At 37.7% G+C, this 21,847-nt stretch carries 24 protein-coding genes and 1 tRNA gene; 9 read left to right on the top strand and 16 right to left on the bottom strand.

Annotated features, from left to right (window positions below):
- Positions 1-323 precede the first annotated feature (323 nt).
- The 13 genes from cls to ACESSZ_RS03910 form a co-directional block, all read right to left on the bottom strand.
- Positions 324-1,862, bottom strand: a complete 1,539-nt coding sequence (gene cls, locus ACESSZ_RS03850) for a cardiolipin synthase (RefSeq protein WP_008686907.1) — start codon at positions 1,860-1,862, stop codon at positions 324-326.
- 19 nt (positions 1,863-1,881) lie between these two features.
- Entirely contained in the window at positions 1,882-2,841 is a 960-nt protein-coding gene (locus ACESSZ_RS03855) for a hypothetical protein (RefSeq protein WP_008686906.1), read from the bottom strand.
- A gap of 563 nt (positions 2,842-3,404) precedes the next feature.
- Entirely contained in the window at positions 3,405-3,527 is a 123-nt protein-coding gene (locus tag ACESSZ_RS03860; protein ID WP_008686905.1) for a hypothetical protein, read from the bottom strand.
- Between the two features lie 37 nt (positions 3,528-3,564).
- Positions 3,565-3,762: a hypothetical protein gene (locus ACESSZ_RS03865; protein ID WP_008686904.1), complete on the bottom strand. Its 198-nt coding sequence runs from the start codon at positions 3,760-3,762 to the stop codon at positions 3,565-3,567.
- Positions 3,763-4,006: 244 nt separating this feature from the next.
- A complete protein-coding gene (locus ACESSZ_RS03870; RefSeq protein ID WP_008686903.1) occupies positions 4,007-4,477 on the bottom strand; it encodes a hypothetical protein in 471 nt (156 codons plus the stop codon).
- Positions 4,478-4,879: 402 nt separating this feature from the next.
- Positions 4,880-5,545, bottom strand: coding sequence for a GntR family transcriptional regulator (locus ACESSZ_RS03875; protein ID WP_008686902.1), 666 nt, complete (start codon positions 5,543-5,545; stop codon positions 4,880-4,882).
- Between the two features lie 34 nt (positions 5,546-5,579).
- Positions 5,580-6,665: a DUF871 domain-containing protein gene (locus tag ACESSZ_RS03880; RefSeq protein ID WP_008686899.1), complete on the bottom strand. Its 1,086-nt coding sequence runs from the start codon at positions 6,663-6,665 to the stop codon at positions 5,580-5,582.
- Between the two features lie 25 nt (positions 6,666-6,690).
- The gene (locus tag ACESSZ_RS03885) at positions 6,691-7,170 is read right to left on the bottom strand and encodes a DUF3284 domain-containing protein (protein ID WP_008686897.1); all 480 of its coding nucleotides are present in this window, start codon (positions 7,168-7,170) and stop codon (positions 6,691-6,693) included.
- A 67-nt stretch (positions 7,171-7,237) separates the two neighbouring features.
- Positions 7,238-8,617: a glycoside hydrolase family 1 protein gene (locus tag ACESSZ_RS03890; protein ID WP_008686895.1), complete on the bottom strand. Its 1,380-nt coding sequence runs from the start codon at positions 8,615-8,617 to the stop codon at positions 7,238-7,240.
- Entirely contained in the window at positions 8,611-8,793 is a 183-nt protein-coding gene (locus tag ACESSZ_RS03895) for a hypothetical protein (RefSeq protein WP_008686893.1), read from the bottom strand. The genes ACESSZ_RS03890 and ACESSZ_RS03895 overlap by 7 nt, the downstream gene beginning before the upstream one ends.
- A gap of 42 nt (positions 8,794-8,835) precedes the next feature.
- The gene (locus tag ACESSZ_RS03900; protein ID WP_008686891.1) at positions 8,836-9,150 is read right to left on the bottom strand and encodes a PTS sugar transporter subunit IIA; all 315 of its coding nucleotides are present in this window, start codon (positions 9,148-9,150) and stop codon (positions 8,836-8,838) included.
- Positions 9,151-9,213: 63 nt separating this feature from the next.
- Entirely contained in the window at positions 9,214-10,638 is a 1,425-nt protein-coding gene (locus ACESSZ_RS03905) for a PTS sugar transporter subunit IIC (RefSeq protein WP_008686890.1), read from the bottom strand.
- A 71-nt stretch (positions 10,639-10,709) separates the two neighbouring features.
- Positions 10,710-11,012 (bottom strand): PTS sugar transporter subunit IIB, encoded by a 303-nt coding sequence (locus tag ACESSZ_RS03910; protein WP_008686887.1) that lies wholly within the window; start codon positions 11,010-11,012, stop codon positions 10,710-10,712.
- Between the two features lie 316 nt (positions 11,013-11,328).
- Here ACESSZ_RS03910 and ACESSZ_RS03915 point away from each other — a divergent pair, with 316 nt between their 5' ends.
- From ACESSZ_RS03915 to ACESSZ_RS03930, 4 genes are all read left to right on the top strand, one after another.
- Entirely contained in the window at positions 11,329-12,654 is a 1,326-nt protein-coding gene (locus ACESSZ_RS03915; protein ID WP_008686885.1) for a 6-phospho-beta-glucosidase, read from the top strand.
- 131 nt (positions 12,655-12,785) lie between these two features.
- Positions 12,786-13,613 (top strand): AraC family transcriptional regulator, encoded by an 828-nt coding sequence (locus ACESSZ_RS03920; protein ID WP_008686884.1) that lies wholly within the window; start codon positions 12,786-12,788, stop codon positions 13,611-13,613.
- A complete protein-coding gene (locus ACESSZ_RS03925) occupies positions 13,603-14,550 on the top strand; it encodes a DMT family transporter (protein WP_008686882.1) in 948 nt (315 codons plus the stop codon). Before ACESSZ_RS03920 ends, ACESSZ_RS03925 begins: the two co-directional genes overlap by 11 nt.
- 88 nt (positions 14,551-14,638) lie before the next feature.
- Complete coding sequence (locus ACESSZ_RS03930) at positions 14,639-15,046, top strand: DUF2000 domain-containing protein (protein ID WP_008686880.1); 408 nt, start codon at positions 14,639-14,641, stop codon at positions 15,044-15,046.
- Positions 15,047-15,211: 165 nt separating this feature from the next.
- Here the strand turns inward: ACESSZ_RS03930 and ACESSZ_RS03935 are convergent, their stop codons facing one another.
- A complete protein-coding gene (locus ACESSZ_RS03935; RefSeq protein WP_008686878.1) occupies positions 15,212-16,750 on the bottom strand; it encodes a nitrite/sulfite reductase in 1,539 nt (512 codons plus the stop codon).
- Between the two features lie 208 nt (positions 16,751-16,958).
- Here ACESSZ_RS03935 and ACESSZ_RS03940 point away from each other — a divergent pair, with 208 nt between their 5' ends.
- Positions 16,959-17,381 (top strand): hypothetical protein, encoded by a 423-nt coding sequence (locus ACESSZ_RS03940; RefSeq protein WP_008686876.1) that lies wholly within the window; start codon positions 16,959-16,961, stop codon positions 17,379-17,381.
- A 101-nt stretch (positions 17,382-17,482) separates the two neighbouring features.
- On the opposite strand, the gene ACESSZ_RS03945 is transcribed toward ACESSZ_RS03940, so the two are convergent.
- Together ACESSZ_RS03945 and ACESSZ_RS03950 are read right to left on the bottom strand one after the other, a co-directional pair.
- Positions 17,483-18,049 carry a sugar O-acetyltransferase gene (locus tag ACESSZ_RS03945; protein WP_008686873.1) on the bottom strand — a complete coding sequence of 189 codons (567 nt, stop codon included), beginning with the start codon at positions 18,047-18,049 and terminating at the stop codon, positions 17,483-17,485.
- Between the two features lie 329 nt (positions 18,050-18,378).
- A tRNA-Val gene (locus tag ACESSZ_RS03950) sits at positions 18,379-18,454 on the bottom strand.
- 226 nt (positions 18,455-18,680) lie between these two features.
- Between ACESSZ_RS03950 and ACESSZ_RS03955 the strand changes: the two genes are divergently transcribed.
- Genes ACESSZ_RS03955 through ACESSZ_RS03970 form a run of 4 tightly spaced genes read left to right on the top strand, consistent with a single transcriptional unit; the run spans position 18,681 to position 21,650 of the window.
- Positions 18,681-19,796 carry a helix-turn-helix domain-containing protein gene (locus tag ACESSZ_RS03955; protein WP_008686872.1) on the top strand — a complete coding sequence of 372 codons (1,116 nt, stop codon included), beginning with the start codon at positions 18,681-18,683 and terminating at the stop codon, positions 19,794-19,796.
- Positions 19,784-19,984, top strand: a complete 201-nt coding sequence (locus tag ACESSZ_RS03960; RefSeq protein WP_008686870.1) for a PLD nuclease N-terminal domain-containing protein — start codon at positions 19,784-19,786, stop codon at positions 19,982-19,984. The genes ACESSZ_RS03955 and ACESSZ_RS03960 overlap by 13 nt, the downstream gene beginning before the upstream one ends.
- Positions 19,981-20,889: an ABC transporter ATP-binding protein gene (locus ACESSZ_RS03965; RefSeq protein ID WP_008686868.1), complete on the top strand. Its 909-nt coding sequence runs from the start codon at positions 19,981-19,983 to the stop codon at positions 20,887-20,889. The genes ACESSZ_RS03960 and ACESSZ_RS03965 overlap by 4 nt, the downstream gene beginning before the upstream one ends.
- Positions 20,886-21,650, top strand: a complete 765-nt coding sequence (locus ACESSZ_RS03970) for an ABC transporter permease (RefSeq protein WP_008686867.1) — start codon at positions 20,886-20,888, stop codon at positions 21,648-21,650. Before ACESSZ_RS03965 ends, ACESSZ_RS03970 begins: the two co-directional genes overlap by 4 nt.
- Positions 21,651-21,847: the final 197 nt, after the last annotated feature.

Consider the following 21,847-nt stretch of genomic DNA (forward strand, 5'->3'; position numbering starts at 1 on the left):
CCAAGTATTCCCGCCGCCTATATAGTTCACTTTACATTTCGGCCTGCCAATCCGTCTATGGACCTCTCGGTTATCCATAACTCCTTCATACAATTTCTCACGAAACCGCATTAGTTTAGACTTTCTGTCTTGCATTGGAACTCAACAGAGTAGGACTTTCACCTACGTAACACCTATCTTTTTAGGATTCATTTATTTCGTTTATACTCCGTATCGTAAATACAATCCCTAATAAGAAAGAATTTCAACCATGCCTGTACATGGTTGAAATATAGCGACTGCCTGTCGCACAAAGAAGATGAGACTACTTGCCTCATCTGATGTTACATCATTGGTGAAAATAAATTCAAGATGGAACGCATGATACGCACTGGCAGTTTCACATTCTTGCATTCTTCCAAGGTAACTTCATGTGATTTTGCCAAACTATGTAAATAATCCTGTTTTACATCCATAACAACCTTGCTGCGATAGAACCAGACACCACATTCATAATGTAAATAATAAGAACGATAATCCATATTAACAGTTCCCACAACGGCCATATCATCATCAACGACAAAAGTCTTTCCATGGACAAAACCAGGCGTATATTCATAGATTTTAACACCAGCTTCTATTAATGGCTGATAATTGGCTCTGGTTACCGCAAATACATACCATTTATCCGGAATGTGAGGTACTAAAATACGTACATCTACACCATTCTTGGCTGCTAAGGTCAGTGCTGTTTTCATCTCATTGTCAATCACTAAATAAGGCGTTGTCGCATAAACATAACGATTGGCACCATTGATCATATTGATATGTGTATATTCCCCTACATTCTCATTGTCTGTCGGAGAATCACTGTATGGCTGCACATAGCCATCATTTTCAATATCTATAAACTCATTGAAATCCGGTTTAAAATCAAATACATTATCTTTGATCTTTTCATCATAATTCCAGAATTGCAAAAACATTAATGTCAGATTCCAGACTGCCTCACCTTTTAACATGACACTGCAATCTTTCCAATGCCCAAAACGTTCTTTCGCATTGATATACTCATCGGCCAGATTAATACCACCGGTCATCCCAACCTTACCGTCAATAACTAAGATTTTGCGATGATCGCGATTATTCATCTGAATGGCTAGTCTTGGTTTAATGGGATTGAATACTTTTGCTTTCATCCCCAAGCCTTGTAACACCTTATAATAATCAGGTGCTAAGGTCGTAATACACCCGGCATCATCATATAATACACGTACTTCTACTCCTTGTTTCACCTTTTCAATCAGAATATCCAAAATCGTATCCCACATGACACCCGGAGCGATAATGAAGTATTCTAAAAAAATGAACTTCTCCGCTTTTTTCAATTCTTCTACCATTACAGTAAATTTATCTTCGCCAATCGGAAAGAAGGTTGTTTCTGTATGTTTATAAATAGGAAAGCCGGCATTTTTCCATAAATAATTCGCTTGTTTAAATGCTGCTGTATCACTATTTTGCAATTCTTCCATGATTTCAGCATTTTGCCATATGATTTCCTTATATTCACTAAATGCCTGATTATCACGAATACGCAATTCTTTGGGCACCTTCTGACCGCCAAACAATAAATAAATCAATCCACCAAACACCGGTAATGCCATAATCAACAAGACCCATGTCATCTTATAGGTAGGATTATCATTGCGGTTAATGACATACACACTGATGATAAAGCTTAATGCAATTAAGAGAAAATAAATCCAGACAAAGTATTCGCTCAGCTGAAAAACGATACCAAAGAATACTCCCAACTGTATCAGAATCAAGACAGCGACAATAAATATTTTGTTATGTAAAAGGGATAAGATTTTTCTTAACATACATTCCCTCCTTCTCTACTTATTTTTGGCTTTTGATATAAGCCTGCAACATGTTGATAATTTTTGTTATCTGTGTGGCATCAGCATCCCGATCTTTACCGGTCCCTGTTCCCATCACATACAGACGATGATCTTCATCAAGAGTACCACTGGCAATCACAACGGCTTTACGGAAATAAGACATTGCAGTTTGTACACGCATAGATTCATCTAGCTTAATAGTTTCTATTTGTTTCCCTTTTTCTGGATAACACTTAGCAATTTCCATTGCCAGCTTACGATTGCTAGGATTATAACCAATCATTGTTGTATCCCCTTTACCGATACAGTCTAAGCAAATCACATTTGGATTCTTACCATCCTTGACAAAGTCCTCATCAGCACATCTCGCTCCTAAAAAGCTCCCTTTATTTTTATCCGTAAACAGAAACGCAATACGTTGACGTTCATCTTTATCCAAACTTTTAGCTAATGCCACCGCAGCCGCCACTGCACTGGAATTACGATTCACATTATGGCGGTTACCGATGCCATGTACCATCAGATAGATCAAAAAGATTACCAGTACAAACATCAGAAAGGACATTAAATTTGCCATTGTGGGCGCACTTAGAAAATTTCCACCAATATACAGCCCCGCTAAAATAAATACATATAATAAGATAATCGGTACATAAGTAGCAATTAAGGTTTTATTCATGGTTTTCGTTCCATCAAGAGGAAAGTAAAAGACCTTATGCCAGAATTTACGTTCCGGTGTATCATATGGCACAACGATGACCGTCTTCATACGCTTGCGATTGCCATAAAAATAATCCTCAGCTTTCATAACGATGAGCTTGCTGCCTTTTATCATCGTCTTTTCATAACCGGCTTGCGTCATGTCTTCATGCAAAGCTTTTGCAAATTTATGTTTTTGCTTTCTTGTAAAGCGTTTTCCATATGTTTTCGTATATTTCTCAAACAGCTCTTGTTCCATATGATTACCTCCTGCGCAATATCTTTCATTATACTAAAATTCTGCATATTTTTATAGTGTCCGTGCTATATTTCCATGACAATTCACATCATTTGTATGAATTCATAAAGAATGGAACCGTTCTCATATCATTTGTCGAAAGGAATAGAAAAAAGCAAGTTCACCGTTTCGTGTGAGTCCTACTCTTTTGACATCCATATGTTATCAGATGTAGTATCATTTTCTACTTAGACAGTTAACACCACAAGTAATAAAACCGTTTATTTATTTGGGTGGCACGTTTTTGCCTTAATTCTTCAATAAAGTTTTTATCATTCATTCTAAAATTCCTCCAATCAAAAAAGGCAACTACCGTATCTTGATAATTGCCTGTCAATAAAAAGATGTATAGAAAAAGCAGTCTATCCTAAGACCAACTACTCTGATCGTAATGAAGTGCTTGTATTTTCTTTACCACTTCTTGCCTATAATTTTCAATATCCAAAAGTCTTTTTTTACCTGCTGTTAAATACATAATCGGTAAATCAATTTTTTCAAAATCATTCAACAACAATAGTGGTTCTTCACTTTGACAAGTATTTCATATATTTCTTTAATCGCTCATCAATATATGCGTCCATGTTGGCATATCCGAACATTTTATCCACATTTTGTAAATAAAGTTTTATAAGTTCCTTTTTATCCATAGAATCCCTCATTTCACTTATAAAGCTTTGATGTTTACTATATAAATGCTTTAAGACCAAGTAAAATAAGTACAATAGCTATTACTGGAACGGGCATCATACAAATAAGAAATAAATTTAATTTTTTCTTTGCCTCGTCTGTATTTTCTTGTTTCATTTTTTTGATTTTTTGCAAAACAATAACTGGAAAAGAAAGAAAAATAAGACCACCTATTAAAATCATTGCAATATTCATTTACATAATCCTCCTCAATAAGTTTATATATATTTGCCGTGTGAAATAGATACTTTTTATATCACACCTTATAAAATGCAGTTTTACCTTGTAAATACAGCTTTTTCCGTTTGTGAATGTCCATTGTCTTTTGTTTTTTCTGCCCCCTTTTTTAGATAACGGGGGCTTAATCTTCGCTCGCCGCAGGCTCACTCCGTCTGTTCAACTAATAGCATCACATTACCAAAAAAGAAAAAATTGTATGTTATTTATCTTCTAAAATAGCACCATATTTCGTATGTGGAAGATACTGTATTTTTAAATAAGTATGTTTATCAACATACCCAGAAAATACTGTAAATTCGATTTCATCATTTGTAACTTCATCATATAGAAAAATACTTCTTCTTTCAGAAGATACATCCGCACCACCATGAGCTTGTTCAGTCACATATCCTTCTGCATAGCTATACTGTTTGTTTATGATATAAGGCATATCTAAAACAAAATCTTTCAAATATAAGATTAAAAGAATGGCAATTATCATAAAGACGGCATTCGCCAATCGAAGAAATATTATATCGTTTTTTCCAGTATATTCTTTTTTTATCGCTTCTTTATCAAAAAATATCGCATAAACAAGCTTTCTCTTTTTGATAAGATAGATAATACAAGCAATTAAAGCTATAACAAATAATGAAACCCGTATAAACAATCTAAATATAGCAAAATCCATAATATTCTTCTCCCGTATAAATAAGGTAATTGACAATATTATAACATTTGCAATATAGACCGTCATCCGTTTTCTGCTATATGTTATATATATTTTTTTATCCCATGTTTTTTCAAGAGTGCAAGCATTGCTTACGCAACAAGCTCTTGACAATGCATGCTCTAAAAAATGATAGATAATCAAGCAGAAAAAGGACAAGTTATGCTGTGTTACAGCAACGAAAAGACATCTCATATCTTGTATGAAATGCTATTTTCTTTGACGTATCAAGGTTCTTTCAATCTAGTAAATTAGTGGTAAATCTCTTTTGCCTTTTCATTCATATTGCTTAAAGTCCCTGTGTTTATGCAGATGATCAGATTTTTAATCTTTTTTATAGAAAAAATACCTGCAGAACAGGTATTATGAAGTAATTTCGATTGTTTTTTCGAAAGGGTTATAAAACGTTTTTATGTAAACCAGAGGTTTACCATTTTTACTGCGAATCGTACTTTCTGCCATAATGATTGGTGTTGTAATCTTTATTTTTAACTGATTGGCATATTGTGCAGGCACGATCATTGGATGAAATCGTTGGGTTACCGTCCCCTGTTCAATATAACTGTTCAGATTCAGCAGCTCTTTTAAATGGTTAATTTCATCGTCGCTCACCAAACTTCGGATGAAATATACCTCTTCTACACTCAATGGACGATGATTAATCTTATTGACGCGTACTACTCTCAACATATAATCCGTTTCTTTTATTTCTAGGTAAGGCGCCATTTCTTCGGCCTTTTTTACAGAAAAATAAATAACGCTGAAATCCATGGCATCATGTTCCTGTAATAATTCTGAAGTTAGATTTTTCTTAATCAGTTTACGGTCAGCGACAAATGTACCCTTATTCTTGTCGCGATATAACACACCTTCTTCCACAAGCTCATTTACAGCATTGCGGACGGTCATACGACTGGCGTCAAACCGAATTGCCAGTTCGCGCTCAGATGCTATCGGTGAATTCACTGGTTTCCCATTGATCTCATCTAATAGCTGTTGCTTAATTTCGAGGTAACGTGGGGTAGCCAAGTCATTCACCTCCCTTTCCGATGAAGCTTTTATCTTATTTCATAAAGCCAAAAGTCAGCCATGGTTTAATATAATCCAATAACATGGTTTCGTTGGCTGGAATATGTCCAATAACATTTTTCCTTCCATCATTTGGCATATCTTTCAAGACAATGTGCAATTCCCCTTTGTAACGTGCATACTTATCATTGATAATGACAACATCGCCACGTTTCAAATCTCTTGTATTCTTTGGTGGCACACTTTCTTTCGCAAAGGTTACCCGAGGCATGGTACTTCGTGCCATGTATTCACTCATATCACCTCTGACAAAGTGTGGATGTTCATATAAGATTTTCTCTTCTGTAGGAAGTAAATCCGCCTCAAAATCAATCTTAAAGGTTAATTTACCCGGATCAATCTTGGATAATATAGCCAATTCTTCTTCACTGGCGAAGCAATTGGCAATGATAACATCATCTACCAAACGTGTCGCAAATAAATGTCTTGCGGCAACATCAACCGGTAAATCACGATGCATTTCTAAGGTACATAAGCCTTCATTGACCGGCCAAGGTCCAAAGGTATTGGGCTGTTGTGAAGAAATAAAAGCAGCCACCTTAATATTTTGCGCCTTAATATCGCTACTGCATTTTGCAAAGTGTGCATAACTCAATCCACTGTAACGCTGTGGATAAAAGTTATGACAGGTGATGATCGTATCCAAATTGGGATAATGACTCATGATGTTATCTAAATATTTTGTACCTAAACTGGCATTGATTTCAATTTTCAAATGTTCTGGATTATAGGTCATTTGTGCTTCCTTCAAAGAATCGAATCCCTCATCCAGACGAATGCCATCTGCATGCATTTCTTTAAAGAAAGAAAGATCATCATAGGATACGCCTAAACGTTCAAAGACGAAAGGCGCGACATCCAAGATAACTTCCATGCCATAAGTGTGTGCATGGTCCATCAGTTCGCGAAATTCTTTGACGATTTCTTCCCTGCTTTTTTCCACACTTAATAAACATGTAAAGATCCTTTTGAAACCATATTTTGCCGCCAGTGTGATATACTCTTTGTCCTTTTCCAAAGTGGAATGCTCCGGATACAGACAGATTCCTAATCTAGCCATGATTAGCCTCCTTTGAGTTGACAGCCTATGCTTCTTGGTTATCTTCTATTTTATTTTCTTTTGCTTTTTCTTCTTGTGCATATTTTTCAACGGCTCTTAACAGTCGTGTTGCACGTTTTTTTGCTCTACCTTTATAAAACAAGTTCATAAGCTTGAAGTTCCAGTCACTGCTTCTGTTTCTTCCTTTAAAATCTTCGCTATAGGTTACTCCGATACGACCGTCTGCTAAATCTTCAATCTCATAGCTTAACGTGTTCACCCCTCCATAAGAGGAAAACTCGGCTTTGTAAATATGCGGTGGATCCCATTCTGTGATATTGATATCCACTTCCCCTTTGCGTCCTACTTTATTCTTCATCGTTTTCTTATAAGAAAACCCTTTATGAAGCTGTTTGACACGTACCTTTTTCCCAGTTGCTTCAGAAATATCGTACGCAACAGATTCAGCGATGTGCTTGAAGAAATCAGCTGCATCAATATATAACAATTCCTGTACCTGTATCATCTTGCTCACTCCTTAAAAACGCTTATTTATAAAGGTATTATACATAAATCTCTCTTGTATTACAAATCTATTCAAAGCCATGGTGTTCTGCCAGTTCTTTAAACCAGCGACCACTTTTTTTAATGATTCTTTCTTGTGTTGCAAGGTTTAGTTCTACCAAACCATAACGATTCTTATAGGCATTCAGCCAGCTCCAACAATCAATAAAGGTCCAGACATGGTAACCGATACAATGACTGCCTTCTTTTATGCCTTTTGCCAGCCATGTTAAATGGTCTTTAAAGAATGCTATACGATAGTCATCTTTAATTCTTCCATCTTTACGGAAGCGTTCTTCATTTTCCACACCCATACCATTTTCCGTAATCATCCATTCAATGTTGCCATAGTTATCACGAATATTCATCGCAATATCATAGATCCCCTTTGGATAAATTTCCCATCCACGATAAGGATTCATCTTTCTTCCCGGCATTTCATAATGATCAAAGTAATATTCTGGTGTAAAAGGAGCATCCGGATTAGGCATATTGGCTTTTGCACAAACCCGCACCGGCTGATAATAATTAACCCCTAAGAAGTCAACACGATTTTCTTTAATCACTTGCAAATCTTCTTGTGTATATGTTGGCATTAAGTCATGTTTACGAATAATTTCAACTAACATGGGATCATATTCACCCTTAACAGAAGGATCCAGAAAACTCTTATTCGCAAACAATTCGGCGATTGTAGCCGCTTTTACATCTGCCGGATGATCACTTCGAGGATATGCCGGAGTCAAATTTAACACGATACCGATCTTGCCTTCCTTATCAATCTTGTGATATTCCCGAATGGCTAGGGCACTGGCAAGTGCTGTGTGGTATGCTACTTGAACTGCCGCTTTGGGATCTACCTTACATGGATAGTGATAACAACTTAAATAACCACATTCCACATGGACAATAGGTTCATTAAAGGTAAACCAATGTTTTACCTCTTCATGGAATAAGGTAAAACAAGTTTTTGCATATACTTGATAATATGCAACTACCTGTCGATTTTCCCAACCGCCGATTTCCTGCAAAGCTGCTGGCATATCAAAGTGATATAAATTCACAAAAGGTTCAATACCATTCGCCTTTAATTCTTGAAATACATCTTTATAAAAGCGAACAGCATCTTCATTGATTTCACCATATCCTTTTGGGAACAAGCGCGACCAGCTGATAGATGTCCGAAAAGAATTGTGTCCGGTTGCTTTTAAAAGCTGGATATCACTTTGATAGTGTTCATAAAAAGTGGAAGTTGTGCCTGGACCAATTTCATCATGAAATTTAAATGGTTCTTGTTCATACCAAAGATCCCAGATATCTGCTCCTTTATCATACGATGTATGAGCACCTTCGCATTGTGTAGCGCTGGTTGCGCTTCCGAAGAAGAATGATTTTGGAAATTCTACCATTTCCCATTCTTCCTCCTTTCCTTTTGGGCAGACTTTTTCAGAATGATGACACCTAACAAAACAATCGACAATCCTCCAATGATCATTGGAAATGGATTTGCCATTTGTTGTGAAAACATAATAAATAATAATCCGATACCGATCATAAAGACCTGCCAAGATGCCCACTTTTCCATACGTATTACCTCTTTCTTCATCATTTATGTTGATAAGTTTCCTTATTTGTTTTCAATTTTTTTATTTAATGCGATAAATTTTTCTGCCAGAATCTTAAATGATTCAGCAGACATCAATTGATCCTCTGCATGAACCAGCAGTAATACAACTTCTGTGTTTTCACCGTTTGCTTCTTTTTGAATCAGCTGTGCATGTGCACTGTGTCCACCGGTGAAGAATTCATCGCCTTCTTTAATTTTTGCTTCAGCTTCGTCGAATTTACCCTGTTCTGCCAGATCAATTGCTTCAATGTAGCTTCCTCTTGCCATACCTACTGCAGAAATGATCTGGAAACAAATTAGTTCAATACCTTCCATGGTTATATTCTCCTTTTTTAAAAAAGCAGAGAAGGGATTTTCCCCTCCCTGCAAGTGTACTGCTTATTCTGTGTCAAACTGACCTTCGTTTTCTTTTGCTTGCATACGGTTTGCCAACATAACGAATGGTGTCCATAATACAAAGGAAACGCCCAAACATAAGATTGAAACCAATGCAGCAAGAATGTTACCGCCAGTTCCCATAAATGCGTAGATACCAACAGGCATAACCCAAGGTACCTGAACAAATACAGGAGGAATAATGCCAGCCATTGTAAAGCCTAAAGCGATAGCTGCACATATAGGTGGAACGATCAGCCAAGGAATGATATAAATCGGATTCAATACAATTGGCATACCGAAGATAACAGGTTCATTGATATTGAAGATACCCATAGGAGCTGCTAATTTTGCAACGGCCTTAGAATCATCTCGTTTAGAGAAAATCAGGATGGCAATCAGTAAACCTAGGGTTACCCCGGAACCACCCATTTGTGCATAAGCATCAAAGGAGCCACGTGTCCAATCGTAAGGCATACCGACAGTTGTATGATGTTTATTGAAGAAATCCAAGTTTTCCAGCAACGCAGGTGTATACACACCCTCGATAACTGGTGCCATAACATTGGAACCATGCAAACCAAAGAACCAGAACAGCTGTACCAAGAAGACAATCAGGATAACACTGAAGAATCCCTGCGATAAGCCAAGCAAAGGTTTCTGAATATATTCAACGATCAAGTCGTTTGGATAAGAGCCAGTGCAAGCAACACAAATTTGTGTTACGATACCAAATACGTAAATAGCAATGACACCAGGAATGATAGCAGCAAATGCGTTACTTACTGCTGGAGGTACAGAATCAGGAAGCTTGATCGTAATTTTCTTAATCATTAATTTAATATAGATCATGCTAGATAAGATACCAACAATCAGACAAGTAAACAATCCACTAGCACCTGTATAACTGGAACCTAAATAGCCCCAACCGCTGGCACCATGTAAAACAACGGCTTTTCCGGCATCATTTAAGGCAACATCTAAACCGGCACCCTTTAAAGCATCCAGTGCAGAAGTTGCAACACCTGGTAATTCATAATCAAAGATAGCACTTTGTCCCATACAAGTAACAACGGCAGCAAATGCAACAACGCCACCGGCGATTGGGTTGACATCATAAGATTTTGCCAGATGATATCCTAATGAGAATGTGAAACACAAACCTAAAATAACAATAGAGCCAAAGTAAACGTTTCCGTTTACATTGATGATTTGCTGCACATTAGCAACAAATTCATTGCCTTCACCCCACCATGTATTTGGTAAATCGCGCAGGAATACGTTTAGCAATACTGCCAAACTACCTACCATGGTAACCGGCATGATGGAAATGAATCCATCACGGACAGCAACTAAATGTCTTTGACTGCCGATTTTAGCAGCAATTGGCATAAAGTGCTTTTCCATCCAATCCATAAAAGCATTCATAATTTTTCTTTCCTTTCACTAATTGAGTTTTTGCGTTTTGAGTTTGAGTTAAATTTAAGCTGGTAATTGTGTTATTTCCCCAGCAGTTTCAGTGCTTGATCTAATACTTTCGCACCGTTCATCATCGCATACGCCTGCATGTCGATAACAGTTACCGGTTTCTCTCCGGCAATACCCTTCATTTTTGACTCCAGGAATCTAACCTGAGGTCCCAACATCATAATATCAGCGTTGCCAATATTATTTGCTGCTTCTGCATCACCTACTGCCCAAATTTCAGCTTCGATACCTCTTTGTGCGGCAGCATCTTTCATTTTGTTTACCATCAAGCTGGTTGACATTCCGGCAGAACAAACAAGCAGAATTTTAATCATGTGAATTCCTCCTTTCCACTTGGTATATACCACTTTACACACTTATGATAACACGTTTAAAAATTTATGCAACCGTTTTCTTTCTTTTTTTAAAAAAAGTTTTGAGCTATCATATTTGTGACTATATGCGCATAAAATACAATAAAGAAAGGATTTTATTTGAATCAATAACATCATAAGAAAGAAAGTTAAGAAAAACCTCACATTCGTATGGACACGCTTACACAGGTATGTTATTATGGTATAGACCACTTGGGTTTATACGGTCAATTCATTCAAATGGTATAGTCCACTTTACAACGATGAGGAGGCATTTATGAAGAAAGATACTGTTAAAATTGTAACAATTGGAGGCGGCAGCAGTTATACACCAGAATTAGTGGAGGGATTCATTAAACGTTATGATACCCTACCGGTTCGCGAACTTTGGTTAGTTGATATTGAAGAAGGCAGAGAAAAGCTGGAAACCGTCGGTGCTCTTGCGCAGCGAATGGTTAAAAAAGCCAATCTTCCTATGAAGGTCATTCTCAGTTATGATCGTCAAGAAGCCTTAAAGGATGCTGACTTTGTAACAACACAAATGCGTATCGGTCGTCTTCCTGCACGCGTGGAGGATGAGCGAATCCCATTATCGCATGGTATGATTGGTCAAGAAACCAATGGTGCCGGCGGTATGTTTAAAGCTTTCCGTACGATTCCCGTCATTCTTGACATTGTCAAAGATATGCAGAAACTATGCCCAAATGCATGGATGATCAACTTTACCAATCCTGCCGGTATGGTCACTGAAGCCATACTGCGCTATACTGATTTTAAAAAGGTGATTGGCTTATGCAATGTTCCTGTGAATATGGTTGCTGGCATTGCCAAGATTCTCGGTGTTGAAGAAAACCGTGTAACCTTAGAGTTACAAGGTGTAAATCATTTTATCTTTGCGACTGATGTTTTTGTCGATGGCAGTTCTGTCATGGATACTATCGTGGAAAAGTATGCAAATGTGACTGCTGAAGATACGCTTGCAATGAAAAACTTTATCTCTTTGCCATATTCTCCTTCCTTTATACGCGGTTTACATGCCATACCATGTCCCTATCATAATTACTATTTCTTTACAAAGGAACAGCTGGACGAAGAGCTGGAACAATGGAAAGAAGGTACGGTGCGTGGCGAAGTTGTATCACAGGTTGAAAAAGAACTCTTTGCCCTGTACAGCCATCAAGAACTAGATGTCAAACCGAAACAGCTGGAACAACGTGGCGGTGCTAGATATTCTGATGCCGCATGCAACTTAATTCAGTCTATTTATAATGATACCGGTGATATTCAGTACGTAGATGTAAGAAACAACGGAGCGATAAGCAATCTGCCTCATGACAGTGCTGTTGAAGTAGCCTGTCGGATAACCGCGGATGGTCCTAAACCTATCGCAACCGGTGAATTAAAATGTACCATTAATGGTTATGTACAAATGATGAAGTCGTTTGAACGCATGGTCGTTGAAGCTGCTGTCACAGGGAACCGTGATTTGGCAGTGACCGCATTAAATATGAACCCTCTATGTCCAAGTGATGAACTGGCCAATGTGGTCATCGATGAATTGTTAGAAGCACATAAAGCTTATTTACCACAGTTTCAAAAGTAATGTTTAACATTGAAAAGAGCCGTTTTATGGAATGGCTCTTTTCTTTATGCCAAAATGGCATTTATGTGATATCCTACAAGAAATACTTATCGCTTCATGATAAAATAAGGACATTGGAAAGGAAGTATTCTATGGAAAAGGAACACCGTGAAGTATGGTTTGATAATGATTTGCAAATTGAAGCTTATCAGCTGCATGGCATTGTGCAAAAGTTTCCAAACCATTTTCATCCGTATTATGTCATTGGCTTTATTGAAGGCGGCAAGCGTCAGATGTGGTGCCGTCATAAAGAATATGTATGTGAAAAAGGCGATATGATCTTATTCAATCCATTAGATAATCATCATTGCGCTCCACTTGATGATTCCATTTTGGATTATCGAGCTGTTAATATTCAGCCCGAGGTCATGCAAACGATCATGGAAGAGCTCTTTCAAACAAAGCAGCTTCCTCATTTCACGACACCGCTTATTAAAAACTGTGAATATACCCAGCAGTTATCCTCACTTTATCAGGCAATCATGGAACAGGCTTGTACTCTAGAGAAAGAAGAAGCATTATACTTTTTGATGCAGCCACTCATGGAAAACTATATGGAAATAGAAAAAGAAGATGCACCGCTAGAGGAACCAATACAAAAATTATGCGCATATATGGAAGAACATTATGCAGAAAACATTACACTGCAAACGCTAAGCGAACTATCGCATTTCAGTAAATCTTATTTATTAAATGCCTTTACTCGACAAACCGGAGTATCCTGTTATCGCTATTTACAAACTGTTCGTATTCATCAGGCAAAAAAGATGTTAGAAAAAGGACTCTCTTTAAAAGATGCCGCAATGGCAGCCGGTTTTAGTGATCAGAGTCATTTTACCAATTTTTTTAAAATGTTTATCGGACTGACACCAAAACAATACCAGCGTATCTTCCTGAAAGGAGCTATGCATGACGAATAATCGAAAACAAGGACATCTATGTGCCTTTCTCACCATTTTCATATGGGGCACTACCTTTATCTCAACTAAAATTTTATTAACCGACATGACCCCTTTACAGATTTTATTTACCCGCTTTGTGATTGGCTATCTCACGCTATGGATCATGTATCCGCATCGTTGTACACTAGAAGATAAAAAACTGGAACGATGGTTTGCAGGTGCCGGGCTTTGCGGAATTACCTTATATTATCTGTTAGAAAATATCGCTTTGCTGTATACACAAACGACCAATGTCGGCGTCATTATCTCGATTGCTCCTTTTTTTACTGCTTTCTTAAGCTCAAAGATCATGAAGGAATCCTCCAAAGGGCGCTTCTTTTATATAGGATTTGCTTTGGCAATGCTTGGTATCTTACTTATCAGCATACCGGATAATGCCGATGTATCCTTTCATCCTTATGGCGATGTATTGGCTTTGCTAGCAGCTCTTGTTTGGTCCATCTATTCTCTGCTCTGTCGCAAACTTTCTACTTTTCATATGACAACCATTGGCATAACACGCAGAACCTTCTTTTATGGTTTACTCTTCATGATACCAATCATTCTAACGCAAGATACCTTTCACGTTTCACAAATCTGGCATGGTGGTTGGCCTGTAATCGGCAATTTACTATTTTTAGGCTTTGGTGCCTCGGCATTATGCTTTGTGACCTGGAACAAGGCAGTATCTATTTTAGGTTCTATACAGACAAGTGTCTATATTTACTTAGTACCTGTCATTACCGCATTAACATCTTTTCTTATCTTACAAGAATCCATCAGTATGAAAAAACTGATAGGAATCATCTTTACTATATGCGGCTTATTTTTATCACAAGATTTGCAAAAGAAAGAAAGCACTGCATTACCTATTCATAAACAAGCAAAAACAAGTGTCCCAAAAGACATCTGCTAATCTTATGAAATACATTATATAAAAGTAATAAAAGGAAGGAGTAAGTATACGATAGCTTTACAAGATAGATCGTATACAAAAAAACATTATGGAAATTAAAAGTGTATGTATCTTATGGGAAGATTTGCCCCTTGGCATCATGGCCAATACAGCGGCTATTCTTGGCGTATCCTTAGGTAAACATGCGCCGACATTAGCGCGTGAGGATGTTTATGATAGCACTGAGGGAAAACATCCCGGCATTGTGCAGTACCCACTGCCCATTCTTAAAGCCAACCAGGAAACTTTAGCTTCGATCTACCAAAAGGTCCAAACGATGGAAGATGTTTATTTCGTTGACTTTACCAACATTGCCCAAAGTTGTTTAGACTATGACGACTATATTCAAAAGATGAAAAAGGCTACACAAGAAACCATCGAATATTATGGAATTGCTTTGTTAGGCCCTAAGAAAAGCATTAACCGTTTAAGTGGAAGTCTGCCCTTACTTCGTTAAGAAATCTAAACGATTGCTAGAATAAAAAAGATGGTGTTTCCTGTCTTCCCCGTTTAGGGAGTAGGATCTACATCATCTTTTTATATGCATGAAGTTAAAATACTTGATACCATTTCTTAATTCAAAAAACACTTTTACCCTATTTTATATATTCTTTGTTTTAATCTATTTGATATACTTCTTTAAAATGGCTTCCATTTCATCAGCGTTATGGGCAATCCATGCCTCATAAGATTCACCATGCGCACTGACATGATCGGCAATCGCCTGTAAAAACAAACAAAGATCATCTGCCAATACAGCACCTACTATATCCCCAAACCGGGTATCTTTGGCATGATCATTCCCATACAAACTTACTTGAAAAGCCGGATATGGCTTTTTATCAATCACCTTGACTGTACCCTGAAAACCAATAGCTCCGATTTGATTGGTTCCACAAGAACTGGTACAACCGGAGATAAAGATACGCGGTAAGACATCTGCAGGATAGTCCTTTTCTCTAAAGTACATGATAGCTTCACGTAAAGTACCTTGAGAATCACGCAAGCCTACCTGACATATGGATGCGCCAATGCAAGAAACACTTTCCTCAAAACGATTGCGTGCTCCATCCTCTGTGATAGCCAGCACCGCTTTCGCCTCATCAGCTGTACAATTGATGATATAAACTCCTTGTTGTGGGGTGATACGCAATTCTACATCTTCCATGTCCTTGATAGTTTCATAGATCTGACGTAATTTCTGAGGTGCCAGACAGCCGCCAAGTGGATGATAATACACAGCATATAACCCCTGTTGTTTCTGGGCAATCACACGACGATCGGACAGTGTTTTATCCCCTGTTTTCTTTAGCACAGGTTCTTCAATATGTACCATCAAATTTTCCCCGCGCAACGCCTTTTCTACCTTATCCTGATAATCCTGAACCAATCCATCTACCCCAAGTGTATCCTGTAAATATCGTGTTCTTGCTTTCGCACGGTTTACATAATCGCCATGTTCCATAAACATCAACACCATGGCAGATACATAAAACAGAATCGTATCCGGCTGTACATGATGACCAACCTTCACACCCATGCGAGGATTATTTCCCAAGCCTCCGGCACAATACACATCAAAAGTATGGTCGGCATTTGCACAAAATCCTAAATCACGGAAATTGGCATGGGTTTCATTCTTATCCGAACTACTGAAAGCTACCTTTAGCTTTCTTGGCAAGGTAAACTTATTAACAATGCTTAATAAATAATCCCCAACACATTCCGCATAAGGGCGTACATCAAAATACTCATCCGGATCTACACCACTAAGTGGTGAACACATAACATTACGTGGAAAATCACCACCGCCGCCACGACATACAATATCATGATCCAAAGCATCTGACATGATATAGGGAATCTCAGTTCCACTTAAATCATGCATCTGAATCGTCTGACAAGTTGTAAAATGCAGTTTGGTAACACCGTGCTGTTCACTGGTATCACATAAAAACTTTAATTTATCCTTCGTTACTACCCCTTGGTTCATACGCAGACGTAACATAAACGTCTGTGCACCACGCTGTGCATAACTGCCAAAACCACCGCTGAATCCTTTAAAATCCTTCACGCTGATTTGCTTATTTATAAATTGCTGTGTCTGTTCATGAAACAATCGTATCTCTTCACGCAATTCCTCTCTTAACGCATCTTTCACTTACTTTACCTCCATAGTGTCATACCTCGATATCTTAGCATACATCAAGAAAAAGGACAAATAAGGAAATATTTTCATAAGATAAAATATTCTTATCTATCCAATATACATCATTTCATTTTCTATCCCTCATAAAGAACTCACTTGTATAGTATCATGAATTTCTTTATAATAAAGGAAGTGTATGAGAAAGAAAGAAGGAATGGCTATGTTAGATCTGCAAAACCACAAAGAATTCTTATGGAGATATACCCTAAGCTATGGGGATATAAAAACGAAAAAAGATGATCATACAACCTATGTCTTCCCTTTTCAAAATATAACATTTACCAACAAAGAGGATTGGGAAACATATAAGACTCCAGAACTAAAGGAACAGCTGTTTGCATGTAATAATCTAGAAGAAATCTTTGATTTCATCTCCTTGGAATATCAGGATTTCTACTTTATGGAAATCAGCGCTCATCTGCATGAAGCCGATGACCAGCCTTTGTATTCCTTATTATTGAAAAAGACTTATGAGAATGTGGGAATAACTGAATACATCACCAAGAACAATTATCTTCATCTGCTGAAATTTGCGGATGAAGCAACCGCTGCGTATCTTCAAGAACAATTAGACAAACAATAAGTGGGATAAAGAGAGTATTTCTCTAATATTTCATAAGCAAATCAGAAGGCTGTAGCGTATAGTAGCTTTCAGTTAAGCGTAAAAAAAGCGATTGTCACAAGTTATTGGCAATCGCTTTTTATTTTTGCTTCTTCTTTTATAGAACGAATGATGCGACATGGATTTCCAGCGGCTAATACATATGGTGGAATATCTTTTGTGACTACGCTGCCTGCCCCAATCACACTACCTTTTCCTATCGTGACTCCTGCCATTACTACCGTATTGCCACCAATCCAAACATCTTCTTCAACATGTATAGGCAAAGCATACTCTAAACCTGCTCGACGATCTTCTATAGAGAAAGGATGACCCGCTGTATAGAAAGCACAGTTTGGGCCCACAAACACATGATCTTCTACATGTATTTCAGCAGCATCCAGCATGATGGTATGCATATTCAAATACACTTGTTTCCCTAAGCGGATATTGGTCCCATAATCACAATAAAATGGTTGTTCAATAATTAGGTCATCTTCCATTTCCCCTATGATAGCTTGTAAGACTTTCTTACGTTCTTCCACAGCTGTAGGCAGTAGCTGATTATATTGGTGACACAGATCATGACATTGATTGCGTTTTGCGACAAGTTCTTTATCATAATTTGCATCATAAAGTATCTTTGCCATATAACACACCTCTTTCTTTTAGTATTATGATATCATAATTTGTTCCCATTTGGCTGGTTTTAAAAAAGCACTGCCATAGGTTGTTTATCCTAAGCTTATGTACAAACTTATGTTATTTTTCTCATTCGATCTTTAGTTCCCTATTTGCTGTTGGAGGTTTCAATATTAAAAAAGCGCTCCATTCAAGCAGTGCCGTGGGTTGTTTATTCTGAGCTATGTACAAACTCATATTATTTTTCTCATTCGATCTTTAGTTCCCTATTTGCTGATGGAGGTTTCGATATTAAAAAAGCGCTGCCATTCAAGCAGTGCCGTGGGTTGTTTATTTATGGTGGAGGTTGAGGGACTTGAACCCCCGACCCTCTGCTTGTAAGGCAGACGCTCTCCCAACTGAGCTAAACCTCCATCGGTGATTCATATATTACCATAAAACAACTAATCATGCAAGATATATTTTAAAAATAGCACTATTATCTGTACTATAATCTTACGTATTCCACCTGCATCACAACGATCAATCATTTCGCTAAGTTTCCTATTAAGCAACTTTTCTTCTTATTGTTGCGACACAATCCATTGTTTTATACCTATCTTCCACTTATAATGAAACCAAGAAAGAAGGTTAGAATTTATGAAACCACTAAAACTTGGAGAAAATATCGCTGCCTTACGCAGAAAAGCCAACATCACACAAGATCAATTAGCCAACTGGATCGGCGTCAGTAAATCTTCTGTTTCAAAATGGGAAACCAACACATCCTATCCGGATATCATTTTTCTTCCTCAACTTGCCACTCTATTCAATGTCACTGTGGATGAACTCATGGGATATGAGCCACAGTTAACACAAGAAGCTATTGTTGAACTCTATCATCAATTATCTGATGAAATCGCCCACGACAGTGATGAGGCTTTGAAGCATTGTGAAGAATTGTTGCATACGTACCACGCATGTTTCCCTTTCTTATATAAGATGATTGTTTTGTATTTGAATCATGCCACATTATTTAAAGATCCTGCAAAGATCTTAGATGAGGCTTTAAAACTTTGTCACTATGTAGAAAAAGAATGTAAGGATCCGACCTTGACAAAAGAAACTCTCACCTTGGAAATTATGGCATACATTGCCAGCGATAAACCCATGGATGCCTTACAGCTGTTAGGAGAAATCCCACGTCCGATTGCGCAAGACAGTGAACTTACTGCCGCTTGTCATCAGAAATTGGGAAATATGGAACAAGCGTATCGTATTTTGCAGACATCTGCCTACCAGCATTTGTTGTTTCTAATTCAAGATTCCATCTCTTTTATGATGCTGAGAATAGATGATTTAACAGCATGCGAAAAAACCATTGCGAAAGTAAAAAGTCTTTTGGAACTGTATCAGATATCGCATATCCATCCATATACAGCCTTTCAATCCCTTCTTGCCATCGCACAGGTATATGCTCATCATCACCTTTACGAAGAAGCTTTTAAGGAATTGACACATTCGGCTGATATCCTTGCTACAACGAATATGGATAAATTACAGAATCAAGACGATTATTTCACCGAATTAAACAGTTGGCTGAAAGAGATTGCCTTAGATACGCAGCCGCCACGCAATCGCACGATTGTCATTGAATCGCTATTGCAGATTATCAACGAGTTACCAGAATTTCAACCTATGAAAAACGATCCCCGTTTTCAACATTGTATCCGCATTTTACTGCAGAAAAAGGAGGAAACCACATGCAGACCTTAATTGATCATTTACCACTGCTTTTACCTTTAATCATCATTGAATTGATCTTAGCCTTTAGTGCATTATTTCATGTTCTACGTCACCCTCATTATCGTTTTGGTAATCGATATATCTGGATTTTCGTTGTCTTATTACTACAATTTTTCGGGCCAATTATCTATTTCGTATTCGGAAGAGGTGAAGAATGATGAATGTATTGGAACTTCATCAAGTAAGAAAAACCTTCGGCTCTCATGACGTCTTAAAAGGGGTGGACTTCTGCGTCCCTGCACATAGTATTTTAGGTTTTATCGGACAAAATGGGGCCGGTAAAACAACTACTATGAAACTTATATTAGGTTTGTTGCCAAGGGATGCCGGTGAGATTCAAGTTTGCCAAGAAACGGTAAGCTTTGGTGATACAAAAGCCAACCGCCATATCGGTTATCTGAGTGATGTTCCTGCCTTTTATGATTATTTAACCCCTTATGAGTATTTACAGCTCTGTGCATCAATCACACATATGCCTTCCGCAGATTGTAAAAGAAAAAGTGAAGAGCTCTTAACATTGACTGGTTTATGGCAAAGTCGCAAGAAGCGTATCGCAACATTTTCTCGCGGTATGAAACAACGTCTTGGCATTGCACAAGCTCTGTTGAATGAACCGGATTTGCTTATTGCGGATGAACCGACGTCTGCCTTAGATCCCATCGGACGTAAGGATATCCTATCCATACTAACACAAATTAAGGATCATACAACCATTATTTTTTCCACTCATATCTTAAGCGATGTAGAGCGTGTCTGTGATTCCTACGCTATTCTTCATGATGGCATTATCCAACGACATGGCAGTATGCAATCCATCAAGGAAAAGGCCAGTAATAGGATGCAACTAGAATTCATGAATCCTGAATCCATGCAGCATTTTCTTTCCAAAACACAGTTTAGCACCAAAATTTGTACGGATACAGAATTGCAGATCACACATGATAATATGTCACAGCTGCAAAGCAAGCTTCATCAGGAATTATTGCAGCAAAAACTTTCCTTGCGCCGTATGGAAATCGTTGAACCTACCTTGGAATCCCTATATATGGAGGTGGTAAAATGAATGCCTATCTAGCTTTTTTAAAGAAAGAATTTTACGACTATCTACGCAGCTACAAGCTCTTTGTACTTATGATGGTGTTTCTGGCTTTAGGATTTCTGAACCCTATCAGTGCGCGGTATCTTCCTGAAGTAGCGGCAAGTCTTTTACCAGATGGCATCCAAATACAATTACCACAACCTGAGGTGATGGATTCATGGGCGCAGTTTTATAAAAACATTTCGCAAATTGGTATCATCATCCTATTAATTGTTTTTAGCACCATGATTTCTAATGAATTGCAAAAAGGAACATTGATTCATCTATTAACAAAAGGTTTATCCAGAACCACCATTCTATTAGCGAAGTACAGCAGTGCTTTACTAGTATGGACATGTTGTTATGGCATTAGCTTTCTTGTCACATATCTGTATAACTTCATGTTTTGGCCTTTGACAAATGTGCCACACTTATTGTTAGGCATCTTTTGTATATGGTTGTTTGGTTGCTTGCTGTTGGCATTGTTATTATTAGGTGGTGTACTTACGAAAACAAGCATCGGCTCTTTATTATGTACAGGAGGGTTCTTCCTTATTTGTATGGGCATGTCTTTATTTCCTCCGTTACAGGAAATACAGCCTGCTATTCTTATAACAAATTCTATCTCTTTACTACAAGGACAAAGTCTTCCAGCCGATTATCTAGTGCCTATTCTTCTTGCCCTACTTTTGATTGGCATTTCTTTATCTAGTGCCATGGTGATATTTCGCCATCAACAGCTATAAGATGCATATGCTGTAAAGCTGTAAATACAAATACTCTTTTTCATCCATTCATAAACACCCACCAATTTCATGATATGTGCTAGTTTCATGATATATGCTAACTATGCTCGACAGGATCACTATCGTAAGGTTTCCTCTTATAAAACAAAATCCCTTCTGTGAAGTCAAACATCACAAAAGGGATTTTCCTTTTTAAA

Source organism: Eubacterium sp. 3_1_31 (assembly GCF_964249515.1).
GTDB lineage: Bacteria > Bacillota_I > Bacilli_A > Erysipelotrichales > Erysipelotrichaceae > Longicatena > Longicatena caecimuris.